General features: G+C 63.2%; 22 protein-coding genes. 13 read left to right on the top strand and 9 right to left on the bottom strand.

The annotated features are described in order from the left end of the window. Nucleotides 1-11 precede the first annotated feature (11 nt). The 7 genes from FG13_RS27650 to FG13_RS27620 form a co-directional block, all read right to left on the bottom strand. On the bottom strand, nucleotides 12-371 hold the full coding sequence (locus FG13_RS27650) for a hypothetical protein (protein ID WP_035826334.1): 360 nt from the start codon (nucleotides 369-371) through the stop codon (nucleotides 12-14). A 174-nt stretch (nucleotides 372-545) separates the two neighbouring features. Continuing rightward, nucleotides 546-1,112, bottom strand: a complete 567-nt coding sequence (locus tag FG13_RS27645) for a glycine zipper domain-containing protein (RefSeq protein WP_035826331.1) — start codon at nucleotides 1,110-1,112, stop codon at nucleotides 546-548. 105 nt (nucleotides 1,113-1,217) lie between these two features. Then, nucleotides 1,218-1,961 (bottom strand): amino acid ABC transporter ATP-binding protein, encoded by a 744-nt coding sequence (locus tag FG13_RS27640; protein WP_035826329.1) that lies wholly within the window; start codon nucleotides 1,959-1,961, stop codon nucleotides 1,218-1,220. Further along, nucleotides 1,958-2,650 carry an amino acid ABC transporter permease gene (locus FG13_RS27635; RefSeq protein ID WP_035826327.1) on the bottom strand — a complete coding sequence of 231 codons (693 nt, stop codon included), beginning with the start codon at nucleotides 2,648-2,650 and terminating at the stop codon, nucleotides 1,958-1,960. Before FG13_RS27635 ends, FG13_RS27640 begins: the two co-directional genes overlap by 4 nt. After that, on the bottom strand, nucleotides 2,650-3,327 hold the full coding sequence (locus FG13_RS27630; RefSeq protein ID WP_035826325.1) for an amino acid ABC transporter permease: 678 nt from the start codon (nucleotides 3,325-3,327) through the stop codon (nucleotides 2,650-2,652). The genes FG13_RS27635 and FG13_RS27630 overlap by 1 nt, the downstream gene beginning before the upstream one ends. Nucleotides 3,328-3,347: 20 nt before the next feature. Then, nucleotides 3,348-4,178 carry a transporter substrate-binding domain-containing protein gene (locus tag FG13_RS27625; protein WP_035826324.1) on the bottom strand — a complete coding sequence of 277 codons (831 nt, stop codon included), beginning with the start codon at nucleotides 4,176-4,178 and terminating at the stop codon, nucleotides 3,348-3,350. A gap of 91 nt (nucleotides 4,179-4,269) precedes the next feature. Continuing rightward, on the bottom strand, nucleotides 4,270-6,360 hold the full coding sequence (locus FG13_RS27620) for a serine hydrolase domain-containing protein (RefSeq protein ID WP_035826322.1): 2,091 nt from the start codon (nucleotides 6,358-6,360) through the stop codon (nucleotides 4,270-4,272). Between the two features lie 164 nt (nucleotides 6,361-6,524). Between FG13_RS27620 and FG13_RS27615 the strand changes: the two genes are divergently transcribed. Both FG13_RS27615 and FG13_RS27610 read left to right on the top strand, forming a co-directional pair. Further along, complete coding sequence (locus FG13_RS27615) at nucleotides 6,525-8,174, top strand: histidine kinase (RefSeq protein ID WP_035826320.1); 1,650 nt, start codon at nucleotides 6,525-6,527, stop codon at nucleotides 8,172-8,174. Further along, nucleotides 8,171-8,860 carry a LytR/AlgR family response regulator transcription factor gene (locus FG13_RS27610; RefSeq protein WP_035826317.1) on the top strand — a complete coding sequence of 230 codons (690 nt, stop codon included), beginning with the start codon at nucleotides 8,171-8,173 and terminating at the stop codon, nucleotides 8,858-8,860. Before FG13_RS27615 ends, FG13_RS27610 begins: the two co-directional genes overlap by 4 nt. 9 nt (nucleotides 8,861-8,869) lie before the next feature. Here FG13_RS27610 and FG13_RS27605 read toward each other — a convergent pair whose 3' ends face one another. Both FG13_RS27605 and FG13_RS27600 read right to left on the bottom strand, forming a co-directional pair. Then, nucleotides 8,870-9,742: a zinc-dependent peptidase gene (locus FG13_RS27605; RefSeq protein ID WP_035826313.1), complete on the bottom strand. Its 873-nt coding sequence runs from the start codon at nucleotides 9,740-9,742 to the stop codon at nucleotides 8,870-8,872. A 232-nt stretch (nucleotides 9,743-9,974) separates the two neighbouring features. After that, nucleotides 9,975-10,475 carry a winged helix-turn-helix domain-containing protein gene (locus FG13_RS27600; RefSeq protein WP_223278908.1) on the bottom strand — a complete coding sequence of 167 codons (501 nt, stop codon included), beginning with the start codon at nucleotides 10,473-10,475 and terminating at the stop codon, nucleotides 9,975-9,977. Between the two features lie 479 nt (nucleotides 10,476-10,954). Here FG13_RS27600 and FG13_RS27595 point away from each other — a divergent pair, with 479 nt between their 5' ends. The 11 genes from FG13_RS27595 (at nucleotide 10,955) to FG13_RS27545 (ending at nucleotide 22,322) form a co-directional block, all read left to right on the top strand. Continuing rightward, nucleotides 10,955-11,191: a hypothetical protein gene (locus FG13_RS27595; protein WP_035826310.1), complete on the top strand. Its 237-nt coding sequence runs from the start codon at nucleotides 10,955-10,957 to the stop codon at nucleotides 11,189-11,191. A 397-nt stretch (nucleotides 11,192-11,588) separates the two neighbouring features. Continuing rightward, nucleotides 11,589-12,590 carry an ABC transporter substrate-binding protein gene (locus FG13_RS27590; protein WP_035826308.1) on the top strand — a complete coding sequence of 334 codons (1,002 nt, stop codon included), beginning with the start codon at nucleotides 11,589-11,591 and terminating at the stop codon, nucleotides 12,588-12,590. A 42-nt stretch (nucleotides 12,591-12,632) separates the two neighbouring features. Beyond that, entirely contained in the window at nucleotides 12,633-13,442 is an 810-nt protein-coding gene (locus FG13_RS27585; protein WP_370385376.1) for an ABC transporter permease, read from the top strand. 11 nt (nucleotides 13,443-13,453) lie between these two features. Next, complete coding sequence (locus FG13_RS27580) at nucleotides 13,454-14,245, top strand: ABC transporter ATP-binding protein (RefSeq protein ID WP_035826298.1); 792 nt, start codon at nucleotides 13,454-13,456, stop codon at nucleotides 14,243-14,245. 131 nt (nucleotides 14,246-14,376) lie between these two features. After that, on the top strand, nucleotides 14,377-16,275 hold the full coding sequence (locus FG13_RS27575; RefSeq protein ID WP_035826296.1) for a sensor histidine kinase: 1,899 nt from the start codon (nucleotides 14,377-14,379) through the stop codon (nucleotides 16,273-16,275). A 3-nt stretch (nucleotides 16,276-16,278) separates the two neighbouring features. Continuing rightward, nucleotides 16,279-17,625, top strand: a complete 1,347-nt coding sequence (locus tag FG13_RS27570; protein ID WP_035826294.1) for a sigma-54-dependent transcriptional regulator — start codon at nucleotides 16,279-16,281, stop codon at nucleotides 17,623-17,625. Nucleotides 17,626-17,741: 116 nt separating this feature from the next. Beyond that, nucleotides 17,742-18,176 carry a hypothetical protein gene (locus FG13_RS27565; protein ID WP_152598880.1) on the top strand — a complete coding sequence of 145 codons (435 nt, stop codon included), beginning with the start codon at nucleotides 17,742-17,744 and terminating at the stop codon, nucleotides 18,174-18,176. Nucleotides 18,177-18,203: 27 nt separating this feature from the next. Then, nucleotides 18,204-18,716: a hypothetical protein gene (locus tag FG13_RS27560; RefSeq protein WP_051959498.1), complete on the top strand. Its 513-nt coding sequence runs from the start codon at nucleotides 18,204-18,206 to the stop codon at nucleotides 18,714-18,716. Nucleotides 18,717-18,832: 116 nt separating this feature from the next. Continuing rightward, a complete protein-coding gene (locus FG13_RS27555; RefSeq protein ID WP_152598879.1) occupies nucleotides 18,833-19,162 on the top strand; it encodes a hypothetical protein in 330 nt (109 codons plus the stop codon). Between the two features lie 69 nt (nucleotides 19,163-19,231). Then, nucleotides 19,232-19,912: a hypothetical protein gene (locus tag FG13_RS27550; protein ID WP_152598878.1), complete on the top strand. Its 681-nt coding sequence runs from the start codon at nucleotides 19,232-19,234 to the stop codon at nucleotides 19,910-19,912. Nucleotides 19,913-20,003: 91 nt separating this feature from the next. Then, a complete protein-coding gene (locus FG13_RS27545) occupies nucleotides 20,004-22,322 on the top strand; it encodes a T6SS effector phospholipase Tle3 domain-containing protein (RefSeq protein WP_035826280.1) in 2,319 nt (772 codons plus the stop codon). Nucleotides 22,323-22,391 lie beyond the last annotated feature (69 nt).

The following is a 22,391-nucleotide window of genomic DNA, read 5'->3' as shown; positions in this document are numbered from 1 at the left end:
AAACGGCAGGGTTAGCCGCCCTGCCAGGGCTGGCTGCGGATCTTCGCCACCTGGCGCTGCGCCAGCCACTGCCATAGCTGCAGCGCGTCGTCCTGCGGCAGGGCCGACATGTGGCGCGGCGTGGCCAGGGCGATTTCACAATCGCGGTCCGACCATTCCTCGAAAGTGACTTCGCCTCCGCTAGCGACCTCGACCTGATACATCAAGCCGTCGTCGTAGCCGAAACGCAACAGGACGGCGGCCGGGCTGCCATCGGGCGTGGCGCCGCCGCCGCGGTAGACCTCGGCCAGCGCATCGGCCAGCTGTGCCGGCGAGGGCGCGCAGATGTCGCGCCCATCGGCCCGTGTCAGAATGAACCATGCCTGTGTCATGACGCGCCCTCCTATCCATACTCGTTAGCATGCGAGGCAAGTACTACGGGCAGTCACCTTGGTCCAGTGTCACTATGGGCGCGCGGAAACTATCCCTGTCGGCATTATTTACCAATAATTACTAATACTAACAAGGATCATACCTAAATTTCATGCAGCTCGGAATTTATGAATTCACGCCACCAGCACGGGAATGCTGAGCGGGTCGAAATCATGCCAGTCGCCATTGGCGATCGTGCCTTCCGCTTCCTCGATATGCTCGGCGCCCAGCCGGTGCAACGCCTCGAGCGCCCGTTCGCGCTCGTCGGGGCCGCCCAGCGCGACGGCGATCAGCATGCCGGGATGGCGTGGCTGGCGGCGGTTTTCGGCGTTCCCCTCGCCATTTGCTTCCGGCTCGCCCGCGTCCTTCATCTTGTTGAAACTGTAGAGCGAGCCCACGTGCGCGCCCACGAGCGCCCCCACCACCGGGCCCAGCGGCCCCGTCGCCAGGGTCGTGGCCGCGCCGATGCCCGCACCGACGGCGGCCCCGACAGCCACACCCTCGACCACACCCTCTGGCGTCTCTTTCGCTCCCGGCGACATGTCGCGGTCACCGCCGAGCGCGTGCAAGTCGTGCTGGCCCGGCTGGTTGACAAAGAAGGCGCTGATGCGGCTGTCGGGAAAGCCCGCCTGGTTCAGGGCCGCGCGCGCGGCGTCGATCTGTTCCTGCAACTGAAAATGACCTGCGATGATGCGTGACATGATACGGCCCTCCTGATCGGCTGCTGGCGCACCATGCGCCGCTTGCCTGGCTAGCGTGCGCCTGCCGCCGGCGAAATACCGTTCGCTTGCGCACACAGCCGCCAATCATGCGGCCGCGCTGAACGGGCTGCGGATATCGGACAGGAATTGTTGTGCGCGCGCATGTTGCGGCCGCGTAAAGAAATCCTCGGGCGTGGCCCGTTCCAGCACTTGCCCGTGGTCCATGAACCAGACGCGGTCCGCCACTTCGCGCGCAAAGCCCATTTCATGCGTCACGCACACCATCGTCATGCCGCCCTGCGCCAGGTCGCGCATCACTTGCAGCACCTCGCCCACCATTTCCGGATCCAGCGCGCTGGTCGGCTCGTCGAACAGCATCAGCGGCGGTTGCATGGCCAGCGCGCGGGCAATCGCCACGCGCTGCTGCTGGCCGCCCGACAGGGCCGCCGGCATGGCATGCGCCTTGTGCGCCAGCCCCACCCGGTCCAGCAGCGCCAGCGCCCGCTCTTCCGCCTCGCGCCGGGTCAGGCCGCGCAAGCGCTGCGGCGCCAGCGCGCAATTGTCCAGCACGGACAAATGCGGAAACAGGTTGAATTGCTGGAACACAAAACCGATGTGCGAGCGGAAGGCATTCACGTCCAGCCCCGGCGCGTGGATGTCCTGGCCGGCCACCGTGATGCGGCCCGAAGCGATCGCCTCCAGGCGGTTGATGGTGCGGATCAGGGTCGACTTGCCGGAACCGGACGGCCCGCACACGACCAGCACCTCGCCCTTGGCCACGTGTTCATTGATGCCGCGCAAGGCGTGATAGTCGCCATAGTATTTGTTGACGTTGTCAAAGGTGATCATGCTGCCGCTTTCAAAAGACGCGCCTGGCGCCGCTCGAGCCAGAAGGCGGCGCGCGACAGGCTGAAACATAAAACAAAGTACGTCATGCCCAGCAAAAAATACACTTGCACGGGTTTCGTCAGCACCAGGCCATTGACTTGTGTAGCGATGAACGACACTTCGGCCAGGCCGATGATGGTGCCCAGCGAGGTTTCCTTGATGGTCGAGACGAACTGGTTGACCAGCGAGGGCAGCATGTGGCGCAGCGCCTGCGGCAGCACGACCTGGCGCATGCTGTCCAGATAGCTCAAGCCCAGCGAACGGGCCGCCTCCACTTGTCCTGCCGGCACGGCTTGCACGCCGGCGCGCACGATTTCCGCCAGATAAATGCCGTCGAAGATGACGAGAGCCGCCAGCATGGTGCCGAATTGCCCGCTTTCATGTCCCGTGATGCTGGGCAGGAAAAAGTAGGCCCAGAAGATAACGAGCAGCAAAGGAATACCCCGCACCACGTGGATCAGCGCGGCGACGGGCCAGCGCAGCAGCCGCCAGGGACTCAGGCGCGCCAGCCCCAACAGCAAGCCAACGGGCAGGCTGAGCACCAGCGCCAGGCTGGCCAACAGCACCGTCAGCGCCAGGCCGCCCAAAGGTCCCTCGGGATAGCGGCCGACGAGGAAATACAGCCAGTAGTCATGGAGCAGTTCCAGCATCAGGACACCTTCTTTTGCAGCCAGGCCGCCAGGCCCGCGATCACCAGCGACACGGCCAGATACGCCGCGCTGGCAAAGACAAACGCATCGACGCTGCGGAACGAGGCCGCTTCCACGCGCTGCGTCTGGTACATCAGCTCGGCCACGCCGATGACGGTGGCGATGCTGGTGTTTTGCCACAAGTTCAGGGTTTGCGACAGCAGCGGCGGCGCGGCCAGCCGCAGCGCCTGCGGCACGATGCACAGGCGCATGGTGGCGAGAAAGCTGAAACCCAGCGCCCTGCCCGCCTCGAATTGCTGGGCAGGAATGGCGCGGATGCCGCTGCGGATGTCTTCCGCCATGTAGGCGGCCGTGTACAAGGTCAGGGCCGTGATGGCGCTGACGGCTTCGATATTGCCGGCATACAAACGCTCCTTCCACGTGTCGGGCAGCAATTCGGGCGCGCCGAAATACCAGAACAGGAAGTGGGCCAGCAAGGGCACGTTGCGGATCAGCTCGACATACGCGGCGCCCAGGGCATTGAGCAGACGCGACGGCGCCAGGCGCAGCATGGTCACGCCGCACGCCAGCGGCAAGGACAAGAGCAAGGTGATGCCCATCAGTTGCAGGGATAGCAGCAGGCCGGAGAGCAACCAGTCGCGGTAGTCGCCGGACAGCAGAAAGTTCAGATCAAACATGCGGAAGCGTCAGGCAAGGTTCAGGCGTCGATCTTGTCCGACTCGATCTTGAAATTGCGCTTCTGGAACTTCACATTACTGGTCGGGCCATACCATTTGAAAAACAGTTTTTCCGCCTCGCCCGATTTCTCCAGCCCGCGCAGCACCTGGTCGACGGCTGTCTTCACGCCCGTCTCGCCCTTGCGGATGCCGAAGGCAAACACTTCCTGGCTGATGTTTTGCGGCAGCACGATATAGTCTTTTTGCGCGGCGCCCAGCTTGGCGTAGTTGTTGAGCAAGGAGACTTCATCGTCGACATAGCCGACGCCCTTGCCTTGCTGCAAGCCCAGGTACGCCTGGCCCGCCGTCTCGAACGTCACCACGTCCACGCCGGGCACGGCCTTGCGAATATTCGGCTCCTGCGTGCCGCCCTTGACGGTCAGCACTTTCTTGCCGGCCAGGCCAGCGACCGTCGTGATATTGCTGCTTTTTTTCACCAGCACGCGCTGGCCCGTGTAAAACGTGGACAGGGAGAAATCGACCAGCGCTTCGCGTTCCTTGTTGTGCGTCAGGGACGCCGTCAGGATATCGATGCGGCCCTGCTGCAATTCGGGAATGCGGGCGGCCACGGCCAGCTGCTTGATCACCGGCTTGACGCCCAGGCCCTGGGCGATGGCGCGGCACAGGTCCACTTCATAGCCGACCAGCTGGCGCGACCTGGCGTCGATGAAGCTGTTCGGCTCGTCCGTGCCCAGGGTCCCGCAGACCAGCTCGCCCTTTGCCTTGATGGCGGCCAGTTGGTCCGCTTGCGCCACCTGCGCAAAGGCGATGGAAGTGAAAAGAAGCGCGGCGAAGTGAAGGCGGGTCTGCATGGAATTCCTCTGGTGGATAACGAATGCCGCCATTAGACCGCAGCGCGCTTATTTCCAAAAAGGAATCTTTTCAGCCTTGCATATGAAGAATTCATCTAAGGCGGATGATCGCCGCCCTGGCGCCCACGGCGCCCGGATAGCGGGGGTCGAGCTGCAGCGCCTGGCGATAGGCCTCGACGGCCTGCGGGCGCAAGCCTTGCTCGACATAAAACTCGGCCAGGCTGTCCTGCAGATTCGCGTCGCGCGGATGCAGGCTGACGGCCGCCTGCAGCACGGCCATGCCTTGCGCCACGGCGCCGCTGCCCTTCAGTCGGTACGCCTCCAGATTCAGCGCCGCCGGACTGGCCGCGCCCAGCGGGTCGCGCTCCTGCGCCAGGCGCAGGGCGGCCAGGGCCGGTTCCGTCTTGCCGGCGCGCAGCAAGGTCAAGCCTTGCAGCGCATGCGCGCGGTCGCTGAGCGGATACAGTTCCACGGCCAGGCGGCTGGCCGCCAGCGCCGCGTCTGTCTCGCCGCGCGCGGCCGATGCTTGCGCCAGTTCCTGCAACTCGGGCACGAAATCGGGATAGGCGCGCTGGCCGCGGAAGGCCGCGCGCAGCTGGCCATCGCGTGCGGCAATGGATGCAGGTGCGGCCGACCAGGCGATGGCGGCCGTGCGGTCCCAGCTGGCGGCCAGGGACACGATGGCTTGCTCGAAAGCGGCCTCAAAACGGGGCAAGGTGCCGGCCTTTGTCCCTTGCGACAACAGGACATAGTCGCGCGCAAACGCCAGCGCGCCGCCGCGCGCATATTTGTTCAGGTCGACGCCCGACTCGCGCAATTGCCTGGCCATGCTGGCCCCGGCCGTGAGAAACACGCGCCCGCCCATGGGATGGCGGGCCGCGTCGATGTAGGCGCGCGCCGTTTTGGCATCAGGCGCCAGCGCTTGCCCGTTGATTTGCATAAATGCCTCGCGCGTGGCGGCCGCATCGGCGTACGGCTGATCCGTCCGCTCGGCATATGCCCGGCCTTCCTCGAACAGGCCTTGCGCCACTTGGTACGCGCGCTGCGCGCCCGCATCGGCGATATACGTGTTCAGCTGCCACGGTTCGCCCGTGACCACCTCGAACAGGCGCTGCACGAAGGCTTCCGGATTGACGCGCTCGAGATTGGAGGCGACGGCAAGGGTCAGCTTGCGCGAGGGAAAGCTGTACAGATAGGTGACGGTTTCCGGCTGCTGGCCGCTGTGGGCAATGGCGTAGCGCCCGCCCGTGGGGAAGATTTCCCAGCCCATGCCATAGTTCGTCAAGCGGCCGGCGCGCGTGGCCATCGGCTGCACCATGGCGGCCACGCTGGCCGCCGACAGTATCTTGCCGTCATGGACACCCCTGCCGAACGCCAGCATGTCGGGCACGCTGGCGCGCGTGCCGCCGGCGGAAAAGCGGCTGCTGATGTCGACGAATTCCGAATTCTTCCACTCCTTGCCGGCCAGCCGGTAGCCGCGCACGCGGTGGGCGATCACGGCGTCCGGATAATCCAGCACGGTGGCGTCCATGCCCAGCGGGCCCCACACGTGGCGCCGCATGTAGCCGCCATAGCTTTCGCCCGAGGCGCCCTCGATGACGGCGCCCAGCAAGTTGTAGCCATAGCTGGTGTAGCGAAAGCGCGTGCCCGGTTCCGCGATCAGGTCGAACTGCTCGAAGACGGCGATGGACTGGCGCGTATCCTTGTGCTCCTTGAAATGCTGTTCCACCTGGCTGTTGCGGTAGGCGTCGATGCCGCCCAGGTGGCCCAGCAGCTGGCGCACCGTCACGGGGAACCCTTTGACGGGGAAGTACGGCACATAGGTTTGCACGGGCGCATCCAGGTCGATCTTGCCCTGTTCCACCAGTTGCAAAATGGCCACCGCCGTCATCGGCTTGGTGACGGACGCCAGCCGGTAGCTGGAACGGGCCGTGGCCGGCACGCGGTTTTCCAGGTCCGCATAGCCATAGCCTTTTACCCATTGCACGTCGCCCTGGCTGAAACCGACGGTCACGCCCGGAATGCGTTCCGCGCCCATGCGCTGGGCGACCCAGCCGTCGAAGTCGGCCAGGCGCGCGGCCAGCGCAGGAGCAGGAACAGCAGCGGGCGCGGAAGCGGCTTGCGCCACGCCGCAGAACAGGGCCAGCGCGCCGGCGAAACCGTAGTATTTGCTGCTTTGCATAGTCAAGATTCCATGGTGAGGGCCGTGTGCACAGCACGGCGCTGATGCATGGTAAGTGTCTTTCGCACACTATTGGCAGGCCGTGCACGAAATGCACGCAGCACGCACGAACGACACCAAAGTGGATGAAAATGTTGCAAATGCTTGGCAAATGAGCAGCTACAATGCCCGCCATGTCCTCCTTCTTCCGCTGCCTTCTGCTGTGCTGCCTGGCCTTGCCCTGTTTCGCCTGCGCCATGACTCCGCTCTGGCTGGACGAAGGCTGGCGCGCCTGCGGCAACCCGCCGTCCGCGCCCGCCGCCACGCTGCAGCAACTGGTGCGGCCGGGCCTGCTGCTGTGCGTGGAGCGCGACGTCACCCTGGCCGCCACGCCCTCGTCGACGCAGCTGCTGGTGCTGTCGGCGCTGGCTTCCAGCGAGCTGTGGCTGGACGGCGACTTGATCGGCAACAATGGCCAGCCGGCCCGCCATGCCAGCGGGGAACGCGCGGGCGACATCGATTTCGCCATCCACCTGACGCCCCAGCAATTGACCAAGGGCACGCACCACCTGCGCCTGCTGCTGTCGACGCAGCAGGTGCCGGCGCACTTGACGTCGCCCTTTTATGCGCTGTACCTGGTCGACCGGCAAGACTACCGCGCGGGGCTGGCCTGGTACCGGCTGCCGCCGCTGCTGCTGGCCGGAGCGCTGGGCGCCGTCGCCCTGCTGTTTCTCGCCTTGACGGCGCTGTACCAGCGGCAGCGGCACTGGACCATGTTTGCCGCGCTGTGCCTGGTGGCGGCGCTGCTGCTGGTGGCGGAACTCTGGCGCAGCTTTGCCGGCTATGCCTATCCCATGCATTTGCCGCGCCTGTACGCCGTCAGCGCCCTGACCTGGCTGTTTTCCGCCTTGCTGCCCCTGTATTTTTATACGGCCTACCGCCTGCCGCGCTGGCCACTGGCGGCGGTGTTACTGCTGGCATGCATCGCGCTGGCCGGCGCGCTGCCCGCGCATTTCGACGCGCGCTGCTGGCTGATGTTTTTGACGGGCCTGGCAGCGAGCCTGGCGCTCAGCCTGGGCGCCGTGTGGCGCCGTCTGCCGGGCAGCCGTGGCGGCGCCTTGATCGCGCTGGCCTCGTGCGCCCTGTTCCTGCTGACGGGCAGCCAGTTTGCCGAAGGCGGCTTCGCCCTCGTCGTGTGCTTTTTGCTGCTGCCTTTATGCGCGCAATTGCTGGCGCAACTGCTGCGCGAGCGCAGCAAGGCGGCGCGTGCCCAGCAGCTGGAAAACCAGCTCTTGCGCAAAAGCATGCAGCCGCATTTCCTGATGAATTCCCTGAGCCTGATCAGCGAACTCAACGCGCAATCGCCGCAGACGGCCGAAACCTTCATCGAGGCGTTGGGCGCCGAGTTGCGCATGCTCAATGAATTCGCCCAGCAGCCCAGCATCGCCCTGACGCAGGAACTGGCCCTGTGCCAGAATTACCTGAGCATCATGGGCACGCGGCTGCAGCAGCCGTGCAGCCTGCAGCTCGACGGCGAAGCGGCGGGCATCACCGTGCCGCCCGCCCTGTTGCTGACGGCGCTGGAAAACGCGTTCAGCCACAACCGCTACCGCCACGGCGCGGCCTTTATCCTGCGTATCGCACGACATGCGCAAACGCAGGTGCTCACCGTGCTCCTGCCCGAAGGCGAAGCGCGCCCGCATGCGGGCGGCGGCGTGGGCGAACAATACATCCGCGCCAGCCTGCACGCCGTGTTTGGCGACATGGCCCACTATGCCAGCGAACGGCAGCAGGCAGGCTGGCGCCTCACCTTTACCTTGCCGGCGGCGCCATGAATGTATTGATACTGGAAGATGAACCGCTGATCGCGCAAGGCCTCGAACGCGAGGTGCGCGCGCATTTCGGCAAGCGTCTCGGCAATCTCGCACTGCATGACAATGTGCCGCAAGCGCTGGCCGCCCTGGCCCAGGAACAAGTCGACTTGCTGTTGCTGGACTTGAATCTGCACGGCGCCGACGGCTATGAGCTGCTGCGCCTGGCCGCCGATGCACGCTTCCAGACCATCATCGTCTCGGCCCACGCGGAACGCTCGATCACGGCCTTCGAGTTCGGCGTGCTCGACTTCGTTGCCAAGCCGTTCAGCCGCGAACGCCTGCACAAGGCGCTGCAACGCTACACGGAGCGGCACACGGACGCCGCTTCGCTGGCCGTCAAGAAACGGGGGGCGCTGGAATGGATCGCCATGGCCGACATCGACCACGTGCAAGCCGATGGCCACTACAGCAATATCGTGCTGCGCAGCGGCGAACAGTGTTTTCATGACCTGGCCATCGACAAGCTCATGGCCTTGCTGCCATCGCACTTCCTGCGCGTGCACCGCTCCTACATCGTCAACAGCCTCGGTTTCAAGCGGCTGCAGATCGCGGCGGGCGGCAAGTATGCGCTCGATACGCAGACGAGCACGGGCATTCCCGTCTCGCGCAGCAGCTATCCCGCGCTGAAACAGCGGCTGCTGGGCTAAAGTCCCCGCTTACCAGTGCTGGGCAAAATTGGGAAATGGCGAAGCCATGTGCTCGGCTTCCACGGGCGGCGCCATCCAGTCGCGCGGGTCGACCTTGTAGTACTGCAAGAATTGCGCGTACAGCTCCTCGTGGTGCTCAGCCATCTGGTATGGCTTTTCAAAGAAGGTTTCCGTGGCCACGGCAAAGAATTCGGCGGGATTCGTGGCGCCGTAATGGTCCATCACGCTGTGCTGCTGGTAGATGGCGTCGTGGCGCAGGTTGTCGAAGTCGCGCGACAGCACCGTGGCCCAGCTGCGGTAGCTCGATACGCTGGGCAGATAAGGTGCGCCATTCGCGGCGCCCGATTCGCTGTCGAGCTGGTGGGCGAATTCATGCAGCACGACATTGTGGCCATCGGTCCAGTCGGCCGCACCGCGCTGCACGTGATCCCAGGCCAGCACCACTCGGCCATCGCCCCAGGATTCGCCCAATAAACCATTCGCCGATGGCGTCACCACGCCGCCCGGCCCCACTTCATCGCGCGTGACGATGAATTCCGTCGGATACACGAGGATGGTATCGAGTTCCGGATACACCTGCGTCTGGCGGTTCAGCAGCAGCAAGCAAGCCTGTCCCGCGATGGTATAGCGCATCTCGTCCGTGATTTCCAGGCCGCCGCAACCGACGAATTTCTTCTGATACAGGAATTGCACGACGAGGCGGCGCAACTGCTCCTGCAGCGGGGCCGGCATGCGCGGATACACGGGGATATTCTTTTCCAGCACGGCCAGGCCTTCAGCCGGCAAGGGCCTGGACAGCGCCCGCTTCAGGCGCCAGCGGGGAAACCACAGCGACAAGACGATGGCGGCCGTGACGAGGGCGATCCACAGCAGCGGGTTCATGCGGCGGCCCGCTGCAGGACAATGAGGCCAATGGGGCAAAGGGACACGGCGTAGGCAGACAAGGACAAGCTCCTTCAAGTGAACCCGCGTCGCGGGCAACAGTCCAGCCCACATGGGGATGCTTGCAGTCTTTTCAATCAGACTACGTGAAACGGCCTGCGCCAACGCCAAAAGCCGGGGCGTAACCCGGCTTTCATTACAAGCTCACAACGCCTGACTAAACCGTCAGGTGTTACTCGGCCGACTTTTGCTGTGGCGCACCGAACAAGGCTGCCACGAGCGGATCGCGCGTCACGGGACCGCGGTTGACGCGGATGGCGTAATGCGTGTCATCGGCCAGGATGTGGAAGTGACGGCCGCTGCCTGCCATGCTTTGCTCGCGCAAGCCTGGACGGTCTTTGCGCGGTGGCGCGCCTTCGCGTTTTGGCTGGACGATGGCGGCCAGGAAGGCGCGCACGCGCTCAGGGTCTGGCGTCAGCTGGTACACTGCCTTGCCCAGGTAGGTGGCGGTGCCTTCGATGTAACGGGCCAGTTCGATCACGCCCGCTTCGCGCAAGTCGCGGATGTATTTGCGGGCGCCCGATGGCGAAAACTTGAGGAACCAGGCGATTTCATCGGCCAGCATCTCGTGCAGCGACAATTCGCCGATCAGCTTTTGCATGTTTTCGATGCGGCGCAGGGTGGCCGACGTCGAACGCACGCGCTCGATCGGTGCCATGGAAATAGGGTTCATGCGTTCCGGGGGGATGGGTGCTGCGCGTTCTACCATTTGCGAGCCTTTTTCGGGGCTACGAAGTTCCTGGTGCGCTGCCTTTAATTCGCTCTTCACGTGAGACTGAGTCATTGCATGCATTTGAATACTCCTTTTAAACGATTGCCGGTAGCCCGAATTGTTAAGTTCTTGGCAATTTTTATACCAGAACACCACGAATCCTGAGCGTCTGGACACAGAATGCCCGTGTCGGCGGCTACGGTCTGTGCGTTAACGAACATTAGAAGCAAGAAAGTGAAAAATATTGCCCTACCGAATCATTTCTCGCATGGCATCTAAAAATGACATCTAAAATCCCTGTATGACTACCGTGTGCTCCCATTGGTGGCGCAAAGTGAAATAGCGAACAGAAGCGCAAGCGCCATTGCAATAAATTCAAGCTTCGCGCGCGGCGCCCACCGCCCGCATCGCGATCCTTCGACTCTTGCAAAGGAAACATCATGAAAATACCTGCCCTGTTGGCCGCCGCCTTGCTCGTCAGCCTGTCCGCCTGTAAAAAACCGGCCGAGGCGCCCCTGCCCGAAACGGCGCCCAACCCCAGTTCCGCGCCACAAGTGATGCCGGCTCCCGTCACGCCAGCCACGCCAGACACAGGCCCTGGCAGCACGACGCCGCCTGCGCCGCTGACCGATCCCGCCACGGCGCCCGCCCTGCCACCGGCCACGGCGCCAAAGTAAGCCCGGCAGACGGCGCTATCCATCAGGCGCCCGCGCGGCGCCGCCCCTACTCCACGGGGGAGTTACGCGTTGCCAGCCTGTTTGCAACGCGTTTTTTTACGATTGGAGTCGGCCGCGCCCTGAAGGTTCACCGGCATGCGGCCCCGCCAGCCAACCTCGAAGCGGCCACCGGAAATGCGGCTATCCGCACAGCCTTTCCCCTCGCCGTGCGGAAAAGCGGAATCCCGCCATTTCCCATTTTCAATGGATTCAAATTAAACCTTTATAAACAATCACTTGCAATAAACGCCAAAATACGCTCCACTGGCACGGAAGATGCTTTTATATTTTCATAACCGCCATCAGAGCGGCAGCCTGACCCACTATATAAAACCATCTACCTTTTGGAGACAACAGCATGGCACGCACCTTCCGCATCTCGTCCTTCCTGAACACCAAGGCACTGGCCGTGGCCGTCGCCCTGGCCGCGCAATTCCCGCTGGCCGTCCATGCGGCCGACCTGGTTCGCCTGGGCAACCTGAAATTCGCCCATTACGGCGCCGTCGCCTACATGAAGGAAATCGCGCCGAAATACGATTTGAAAATTGAAGAGCGCATCTTCGCCAAGGGCCTCGACATCGTGCCAGCCATGATCGCCGGTGAAATCGACGTGTCCGCCAGCGCGCTGGAAGCGGCCATCACGGGCCGCGCCACGGGCTTGCCCGTGTACCTGGTGGGCGGCTTCGCCAAGGGCGGCGTGCAGATCGTCGGCCGTCCCGACCTGAACATCAAGGGCATCGCCGACCTGAAAGGCAAGAAAGTCGGCGTCACGCGCGGCGGCCCGCAGGAAATCCTGCTGTTTGCCGAACTGACCAAGGCCAAGCTGACCTGGTCCGACAAGCCGGGCAAGGACGTGCAGATCCTGTACATGGGCTACCCGGACTTGAACCAGGCGCTGCTGACCAAGGACATCGACGTCATGAGCCAGTCCGAACCGTACTCGACCCAGGCGATCCACAAGAAATACGGCGCGGCCATCCTCAAGCCTTACGACACGCCGCTGGGCGAGCCCGTGCGCGCGCTCGTAATGACGGAAAAAATGTACAAGGAAAAGCCGGCCGTGGCCCAGCGCTTCATGGATTGCTTCGTCGCCGCCACGCGCGCCTTCCTGGCCGACCCGAAACTGGCGGAAAAATACGTGCGCGAATCGATGTTCAAGAACCAGATCACCTCCGACGATTACCGCGACGCCATCGACAACGCCATCTTCACGGAAGACATCACGCAAAGCCACGTGCAGCTGACCACCGACTACATGGTGAAATTCGGCGTGGGCCGCATGGCCAAAGCGCCTGCCGCCAAGGATTGGGTCAAGCTGGATCTGCTGGAAAAAGCCAAGAAGTCCTACGCACCTCGCTAACCACGACCTCGCTAATCTGAAAGTATCACGATGAATATTCAAATGATGAAACGCTTCGCGCACGGCGCCGCCGTGCCCGTCGCCGTGCTGCTGCTGTGGCAAGCCATGTCGACGTTCGGCTGGATCAATCCGCAAATCCTGCCCTCGCCCGTCGCCGTGGTTGTGAAATGGTATGAATACCTGATCCCCATGGAAGCGTACACGCCCGAAGCGGGCAATTACCTGGTGTGGATGTTCTCCGGCGAACTGCCGCATGACGCCTGGGCCAGCCTGTCGCGCGTGCTGGGCGGCTTTGCCATCGGCGCCGGCCTGGCCTTGCCGCTGGGCTTGCTGATGGGTACCAACAAGACCATCTATAAACTGTTCGACCCGCTGGTGCAGGTGCTGCGCCCGATTCCGCCGATCGCCTACATTCCGCTGGCAATTTTGTGGTTCGGCCTGGGCAACCCGCCCGCCTTCTTCCTGATCAGCATCGGTTCCTTCTTCCCCGTGCTGATGAATACCATCGCCGGCGTACGCCAGGTCGACGGCATCTACATCCGCGCCGCGCGCAACCTGGGCGCCAGCCAGATGACCATGTTCCGCCGCGTCATCCTGCCGGCGGCCACGCCGTACATCCTGGCCGGCGCACGCATCGGCATGGGCACGGCCTTCATCGTCGTGATCGTGGCGGAAATGATCGCCGTGAATAGCGGCCTCGGCTTCCGCATTCTGGAAGCACGCGAATACTTCTGGTCCGACAAGATTATCGCCGGCATGTTTACCATCGGCCTGTTCGGCCTGGCCATCGATATCGCCATGAATGCCCTGAATAATCATTTGCTGCAGTGGCACCGCGGCCTGGAACACTAAGAGGAACGGCCATGACCACGATCAATATCAATGCAGTCAATAAAATCTTCACCACGGGCGGCGCGGACGTCATCGCCCTGAAGGACATCAACCTGGAAATCGCCAGCGGCGAGTTCATCTGCCTGCTGGGGCCGTCCGGCTGCGGCAAGTCGACCCTGCTCAACGCCATCGCCGGCTTTTCACAGCCGACGTCGGGCCAGATCCTGGCCGGCGGCAAGCTGATCACCGAACCAGGTCCCGACCGCGGCATGGTGTTCCAGGAATACGCGCTGTTCCCCTGGATGAGCATCGAGAGCAATATCGCGTTCGGCCTGGAAATCGCCGGCAAGACGCCAGCCGAGATCAAGGAACGGGTCGACATGCTGCTGAGCATGCTGGGCTTGACGGAATTCCGTGCCCGCTACCCGAAAGACTTGTCGGGCGGCATGCGCCAACGCGTGGCGATTGCCCGCGTGCTGGCCCTCGATTCGCCGATCATGCTGATGGATGAACCGTTCGGCGCGCTCGATGCCTTGACGCGGCGCAACCTGCAAGATGAATTGCTGAAAATCTGGAAAGTCTTCGGCACCACCATCGTGTTCGTCACGCACTCGATCGAGGAATCGATCTACCTAGCCGACCGCACCATCGTCATGACCTACCGTCCCGGCACCATCAAGCGCGACGTGGCCATCGACCTGCCCCGCCCGCGCGACCCGAGCGACCCCGAGTTCAACCGCCTGAAACGCATGCTGGGCGAGATGGTGATGGAAGAGCAGCAAAGGCATCATAACGCCGAGACGATGGCGAGTACGGCTGATTAGTTCCCGCGCAAGCAAACCCCTTGGCAACTACCGGGGTCGGACCCTCAGGGTCCGACCCCAGTCTTTTCGGGTTTCAGCTTTACAATACCGTCGTAACAAACCCGAGAATTTAACCCGACACACGGAGCAGCATGGCATTCGGCAAACGGACCCTGAGACCCGCGCTCGGCCCCCTGCTGGCCGTGGGGTCGCTGGTCGTGCTGACGTGGGCATCGTATGCCTGGGTCCAGCAGCGCCAGCTCGATGAATTGCACCGCACCCTCGATTCGCGCGCGGAACTGTATGCGGCATCCATCGGCGGCGCCCTCAACAAGTACGAATTCCTGCCCCTGGCCGTGGCCCAGAGCGATGCCGTGGCACAATTGCTGGAGCAGCCCAGCGCCGACAAGGTCACGCAGATCAACGCCTACCTGGTCGACATGAACCGCCGCGCGGGCGCCTTTGCCGTCTACGTGCTCGATGACAAGGGCACGACCCTGGCGTCGAGCAACTGGCAAGAGCGCAGCTCGTATGTCGGCGTCAACTACGGTTTCCGGCCCTACTTCAAGGATGCGTTCGCGGGCGGCATCGGCCGCTTCTACGGCATCGGCGCCTCGACCTTCGAAGCGGGCTATTTCATTTCGCAACCCGTGCAGCGCAACGGGCGCATCATCGGCATCGTCGCCGCCAAGGTCAACCTGGACTGGATCGAGCAATCGTGGCGCACGCCCGGCGCGGGCGAACAGATCTGGGTCAAGGATGCAAATGGCGTGCTGATCCTGGCCACCACACCCGCCTTCAAGTTCAAGACCCTGGCCCCGCTGTCGGCGGACGCGAAGAACAACATCAGCGAACAGCGCCAGTTCCTGCAAGAAAATCTGCCCATCCTGCCGCACCGTGTCAGCCGCCAGTTCGCCGACGGCGCCAGCGTGATGACCCTGGAACGACCGCAAACGGGCGATACGCCGGCCCTGTCCGGCAGCGCGGACAAGGTGGATTACCTCGCCGTGAACCGCGCCCTGGGCCCGCTGCAATGGCAAATCACGGTGCTGGCCGAACTCGACCAGGTTGACGAGGCGGCGCGCAACGCGGCCATCGCCGCCGCGCTGGGCTGGGCCTTGCTGCTGCTGGCCCTGATGTATGCGCGCCAGCGCCGGCGCCGCATCGCCGACAAGCTCAATGCGCAGCAAACCCTGGCGCGCGCCTATGAACAGCTGGAAATCAAGGTCGAACAGCGCACGGCCGATCTGGTCCACGCGAATGGCCGCCTGCAAGCCGAGGTGGCCGAGCGTGAGCGGGCCGAACAGACCCTGCGCTATGCCCAGGCGGAACTGGTGCAAAGCGGCAAACTGGCGGCCATCGGCCAGATGGCGGCCGGCGTGACGCACGAACTGAACCAGCCGCTGGCCGCCCTGCAAACGTTTTCCGACAATGCCAAGGTGTTTCTGGCAAGGGGCCGCATCGACGATGCGCTCGATAATCTGTCGACCATTTCCGACCTCGTCAAGCGGCTCGGCTATGTCACGTCGCAATTGAAAGGCTTTGCGCGGCGCAGCGACGATGCCCGCAAGCCCGTCAGCGTGCGCCAGGCGTTCGCGCAAACCATGCTGCAAATCCGCACGCGCAAGCATTCGCAGCGCCTGACCCTGCATGAAAACTGGCATGAGGACGACATCATCGTGCTGTGCAACGCCATCGGCCTGGAGCAAGTGTTCACCAACCTGATCACGAACGCCATGGATGCCGTGCCGGAAAGCGAGCCCGTGCATATCTGGTTCCAGGTGCGCCGCGAAGGCGACCTCGCCGTGCTGCATATCACCGATAATGGCCCCGGCATCCCGCTGGCCTCGCTCGACAAGATCTTCGACCCCTTCTATACAACCAAGGAACACGGGCTGGGCTTGGGATTGTCGATCAGCGCAGGCATACTGCGCGCGGCCGGCAGCGCCCTAGCCGTGCGCAACCGCAGCGCGCAGGAAGGGGGCGGCGCACAATTTACCATCACCCTGAGCTGCGCCCCGGGGGAGCATAAGATAGAGACGAAGGAATAGGGAATGCACGAGAATAATTTTGAAGGCATGCAAGTGCTGCTGGTGGAAGACGATGCCGTCGTGCGCAAGGGCGCCCGGCAATCGCTGGAACTGGCGGGCCTGCAAGTGACGGCTGTCGCCACGGCCGAGGAAGCGCTGCCCTACCTGGTGCCTGAATTTGCCGGCATTTTATTGAGCGACATCAAGCTGCCCGGCATGGATGGCTTGAAACTGCTCGATATCGCCGTGGCACAGGATGCCAGCCTGCCCGTCATCCTCGTCACGGGCCACGGCGACGTGTCGATGGCCGTGGGCGCCATGCGCCGTGGCGCCTACGATTTCATCGAAAAACCGTTCTCCGCCGACTTGCTGGTGGAAGTGTGCCGCCGCGCCCTGGATAAACGCCACCTGGTGCTGGAAAACATGAACTTGCGCCGCCAGCTCGAGCAGCGGGTCGGCATCGAAGCGCGCATCGTGGGCCGCAGCGCGGCCATGGCCAAGGTGCGCCAGCTGGTGCTGAACCTGGCGCCGAAATCGGCCGACATCATCATCCTCGGCGAAACGGGGACGGGAAAAGAACTGATCGCCCGCTGCCTGCACGACTTCAGCGAGCGGCGCGACCACCCTTTCGTGGCGATCAACTGCGGCGCCCTGCCCGAATCGATCTTCGAGTCAGAACTGTTCGGCCACGAGGAAGGCGCGTTTACGGGCGCGCAGCGCCAGCGCATCGGCAAGATCGAATACGCGAACGGCGGCACCCTGTTTCTCGATGAAATCGAAAGCATGCCGCTGGCCCTGCAAGTGAAACTGCTGCGCGTGCTGCAGGAGCGGCAGGTGGAGCGGCTCGGTTCCAATAAACTGATTTCCGTCAATTTCCGCGTCATCGCCGCCGCCAAGGAAGATTTGAATGTGCTGGCGGAACAGGGCAAATTCCGGCCCGACCTGTATTACCGCCTGAACGTGGCCAGCCTGACCCTGCCTGCCCTGCGCAACAGGCGCGAAGATATCCCCCTGCTGTTCGAATTTTTCGTGCTGCAGGCGGCGCTGCGCTATGGCCAGCCGGCCGCCCTCGTCAGCGGCGAGCTGATCACCTCGTTGATGGCGCAGCGCTGGGCCGGCAATGTGCGCGAGCTGCACAATGTGGCCGACCGCTTCGTGCTGGGCTTGCTCGACGACACGCTGAGCCCGGCTGGCTGCCGCGAAGCCTCGCTGGCCGAGCAAGTCGACACCTTCGAGATTGCCATCATCGAGGAAACCTTGCGCCGTCACAACGGCAACGTCATCGAGGCGGCTGCAGCTTTGAATATCCCGAAGAAAACCCTGTACGACAAGCTCAAGCGCTTCGATATTTCCACCGAGCAGTTCCGCTGACGCCTGCGCCGCGGCCAGCCATGCACCCACAGCCGCGGGCGGCGCGCTCCTACTTGCCGGCCTGCCCGCGCATGCCAGAATCGTGACTCCACTTCCTGCCACGAGAAGGAGTTCCCATGAAACCATCCGCATTGATGCTGGCCATCCTGCTGTTCGGTAGTGCAAGCGCCCTGGCACAGGCCCAATCGACGGGCACTGGCAACACCGGTACGTCCGCGCAGCAAAAAACATCGCAAGACGACGCGACGACGACGCGCAAGAATGGCAAGAAACAGCACAAGAAATCCGGCAAATCGCGCAGCCACGATACAGGACAATCGACCAGCGCGGGACAACCCACCAGCGGCAGCAACTCGGGCGGCGGCGCCCCGGGCAGCGCTGGCCAGTCCGCAGGCAACGCCGCGCGCAGCGGCACGCAGAACATGAACGGCAATACGGGCGGTACAGGCACGTCGGGGACATCGGGAACTTCCGGCAATACCGGCACCTCTGGCACGTCGGGCAATATCGGCAACACGGGCGTGGTACCGCCGCGCCAGCCTGGCCGCTAAGCGCCGGCAACGCGGCACGGGATAGCCATGACGGCGCTGCAGGCCGCGCTGCTGCTGCACGGCCTGCTGGGCGGGGCCGACGTCATCCTCAACCACGAGTTGCTCGTGCGGTTGCCGTCGCGCCCGGGTGCGGCCGCCGAGCAGCGCCTGCACAGCGCCCGCGAAGCCATCTTCGGCCTGCTGTTCCCCTCGCTGGGCCTGTTCAGCTGGCATGGCTGGCTCGCTTGCTGGCCTGTAGCTTTGCTGCTGGCGGAAATACTCGTCTCGCTGCGCGACACCGTGGTCGAAGGCGACACGCGCCGCTTGCCCGTACCCGAGCGCATCCTGCACGTCCTGCTATTCATCAACTTGGGCGTGATCGCCACCTTGCTGCTGCAGGCGCTGCCTGGTTGGCTGGCCCTGCCGACGGCCATGCAAGCCCTGCCGCCCGGCGGCCCCGGCCAGTGGCTGGCCGCCATGGGCGCCATCTCGCTGGCGTGGTGCGTTCGTGACGGCCTGAGCGCGCGGCGCCTGCGCTTGCGTGCGATCCAGCATGCCTGAACACTGGCAATATGCTCACACACGCATGCGGCATATTCCTACTTGGAAACGGCGGCATGCATGTGACAATCGAGTCTCGACAGCAGTATCCCAACTTTCTACACAGGACACGCACCATGAAAACTCCCGCTCTCTTGCTGGCCGCCACCCTGATGACCGTTGGCGGCGCCTGGGTGCAAGCCCAGTCGACGACGAATTTGAACCAGACGGGCAACCACACCAACAATGCCAGGGATCCGGGCCAGCAATCGGATGCCTCCGACAAGCTCGACAACAAAGGCAAGCTGATCCACGACGGCAAGACCAGCAAAACTCGCACGGACAAACGCACGCGGCGCGGGAAGCCGACAGCCAACCCGGAAAACAAGCCCCACACCGGCGCGCCAACCGAGCCGCCAGCGTCGACGCCAGCGGTGCCCAGCATCCCCGTCGCCCCCACGAAATAAGTCCAGCGCTGCGCCACGTTGCTTTCAGGCACGCTATCATCGCGCCTTTACAAGATAGCCAGGAAGACAATGAAAGCAGCATGGTGTGGAATGATGGCGGCAGGGGTATTGACGGCCGCGAGCGTACAGGCGGCGCCCACGGTGGGCGAATGCATGGAACTGACGACGGGTATCAAGTTCAGCAAGAACAATGGCGACGCGCAAGTCAACGTCGAGGAACTGTTCGAAGGCAAGACACAAAAGGGCACGCAGCTGATCCTCAACGGCGGCGTGCTGCTGGCCACGTCCTACCAGGATATCCGCGATGGCCAGGTATTCTTGACAGGCAACGTCCACTACAACGAAGACGGCACCGTGCGCAGCAAGAACGTTTACACGCCGCAGTCCGCCATCCCCGCCAACATGCGCCCCGGTCAGGAAGTGCGCGTGCAATTTTCGGACACGCAAACGAGCACCCATTATCCGCTGGCGGGCCTGTCCGACAAGATCACCACCTCGACGCGCACGGACGAGCGCAATTTCTCCATCACCTTCCTGGGCTGGGAACGCCTGGAACTGGGCGGCCGCCGCTTCCCCGACGCCTGCAAGTTCGAACTGCATGACGTGGGCGGAAAAAGCAAAGGCAAAAGTGGCGAATACGTGTGGTACGCGCAAGGCTTCGGCGTGATCATGACGGACAAGCTGGACAAGAATGGCGAGGTGCAGCCCGCGTATCGGATTGCGCTGGCGAACATCATTAGCGCGCCATAAGGCGGCCCTCTCTCCGCAATGCTTGCGTAAACGCAATTAAGCCGCCGTCCCGCCCCTCTACACTGTCCTGTCTGGTCTGCATGGAGCGGTGATGGCGTATCCCAAACTTCCCTACACCAGCGGCAAGAGTAGCGCCCTGCTCCATGGTGGCCGCCTCAACGACGCCATCGTGCGCATCCGCCCTGAGTTGCCCGGCAACATCATCGTCATCCATGGCGTGAACGACGTCGGCACCAGTTTTGGCGCCGTGGAAAAAGGACTCTGCCAGGGACTCGATGCGCGCATGTATGGCGGCGGCCACGTGTTCACCCCGGCCACCTACCGCCTGCCGCAGGCATCCGACAAGAAGGAAGCCTTGGCCGATCCGGACGATGTATTTTTCAAGCGCCAGCCGGATGACACGACGTACAGCCCCGTCATCCCGTTTTACTGGGGCTTTCGCGAACGCAGCAACGCCAGCAAAGTGATCAACGGCCAAAACACGGACCGCTACGGCAACCGCCTGGACAAGGATATGTCGAAGAACGGCGGCCCGTTCGGCAATGCCACCAATACCCTGCCCGACATGTGGAACAAGGGATTATTCTCTCCGTACGACGTGGGCGGCGACCCCGTGCGCCCTTTGAAGACGGCGCCGGGCCGCATGTACATGGTGCTGGCGGCCAAGCGCCTGGCCGCGCTCATCGCCATGATCCGCGATTACGACAGCGACGACGTGGTTTCCATCGTCGCGCACAGCCAGGGCTGCTTGATCTCGCTGCTGGCGCAAGCCTTCCTGCTCGACGAAGGCAAGCGACCCGCCGACACGCTGATCCTCACGCATCCGCCCTACAGCCTGGTGGAAGACACGACCATGTTCTTCGGCGCGGCGGAATCGAGCCGCATCTTTGGCGGCGGCCGGGATGCGGTAATGGAAAGCCAGTACGACGCCATCAACAACCGCCAGACGCTGCATGCGCGCCTGCAAACCCTGGCGCAGATCGTACAAGGCGTGGTGGCAAAAAGGCATGCCACGCCCGCCTTTACACAAATCAAGGATCACACCGTCTGCCATGGGATGGCGGGCGCGGCATGGCGCGCGGAAGCGGACCGAGACAACCGGGGCAAGGTCTACCTGTACTTTTGCCCCGAAGACATGACTGTAGCGCTGGATAATATGCAGGGCATCGGCTGGCAAGGCATACCCGACCACATCGATGGCCATGGCCTGTCCAAAACCAAGGGCAAGACGGACAAAAGCATCTGGGGTGATGGCCCCACCTACTGGGAAAAGGATTTCCAGCGCCGGCAACCGCTAGCGGAACTGGGTAAAGGATTTTACCAGCGTGTCTTTACCAACAAACAGCGCCCCGATGCGGCTGGCAAAAACAATGGGCAGGTGCTGGTAGGCCTGCCGCCGCACGACTTCGCCCTGCGGCTGGAAGGCGAGGACGACCATGCCCACGTGGCTGGCGCCAACCGGGGCCACCGCGGCAACCACGACGAGGCGCCATGGCCGCCCGTCAAACCCAGCAAATGGAATATCTTTTCCACGGAAGCGGGTCGGCGCGAAGGCTTGCGCACGATCAATGGCGAAGCCTTGCGCGTACCCGGGAAAGCCGTGCTCGACGGCGGCGAGATCCGCCCTGGGCAATTCCCGAAGGATTCCGACCAGGCAAGGCTGCCGCGCGACCAGCAAGGACCGTGCGAGGAAGTCGACCCAATCGATGCAGCCATCGCGGTGACCAGCAAGAAAGGTTTGCGCATGCGCAAGCAGGAAATCATTGCCGATCCGCGGCCGCTCAAGCATCGCATTCCCGAATACGGCGTCGGCATGTTCGGCTCGGGCCAGCGCGATCAGGTGGAAAAAGCCCTGAACCTGGGCAAGGAAGCAGGCGACCAATGCAAGATCGACCGCGTCTCGCGCCATCCGGGTGGTGGCGACAATCTGCTTGTGAATCGCGAAGAAACCCCGAACGAGGCGCGCAAGCGCTGGCAGAACGAGGTCAGCCCAAAATCCTTCCACGGGGCCATTATCGGCAACGCAGAGAATCATCGCAACGTGACGGCGTATGACGTGGCCATCGGCAGCGGGAAGGCGAGCAGTGATCCAAGGTTTTATGAATATTTGTGCGCCGTTGCCGACTGGCGATTACAAGGCGATATCCGTAATCCAGTGCGGCCATCCATCCCCCGATGGAGTGACTTCAAGAAAAAATTTGCAATCTACCTGGCGGCAGAACCGGCGCAGCGCCAGCTCATTATCAAAGGCAATGCCGACTACTACAGCTCGGGAGTGTTGCCAGCCTTCGTGCCTGCCTTGCAGGCGGGTCTACCATCCACTGTTGTGTGTGAAACAATCAACGGCAGGCGTACCGAATCGGTCGTCACGCCAGTCGTCCACAAGCCAAGCGACGATATCCCAAAATGAAAAGTACATTTCCACGCTTACGATATCCACTCGGTGCCGCCCTCATCGTGTTGGCTCTATTTGGGTCTT

It is taken from the genome of Janthinobacterium sp. RA13 (genome assembly GCF_000745325.1).
Taxonomy (GTDB): domain Bacteria; phylum Pseudomonadota; class Gammaproteobacteria; order Burkholderiales; family Burkholderiaceae_D; genus Janthinobacterium; species Janthinobacterium rivuli.
This window is presented reverse-complemented; position numbering and strand designations above follow the sequence as displayed.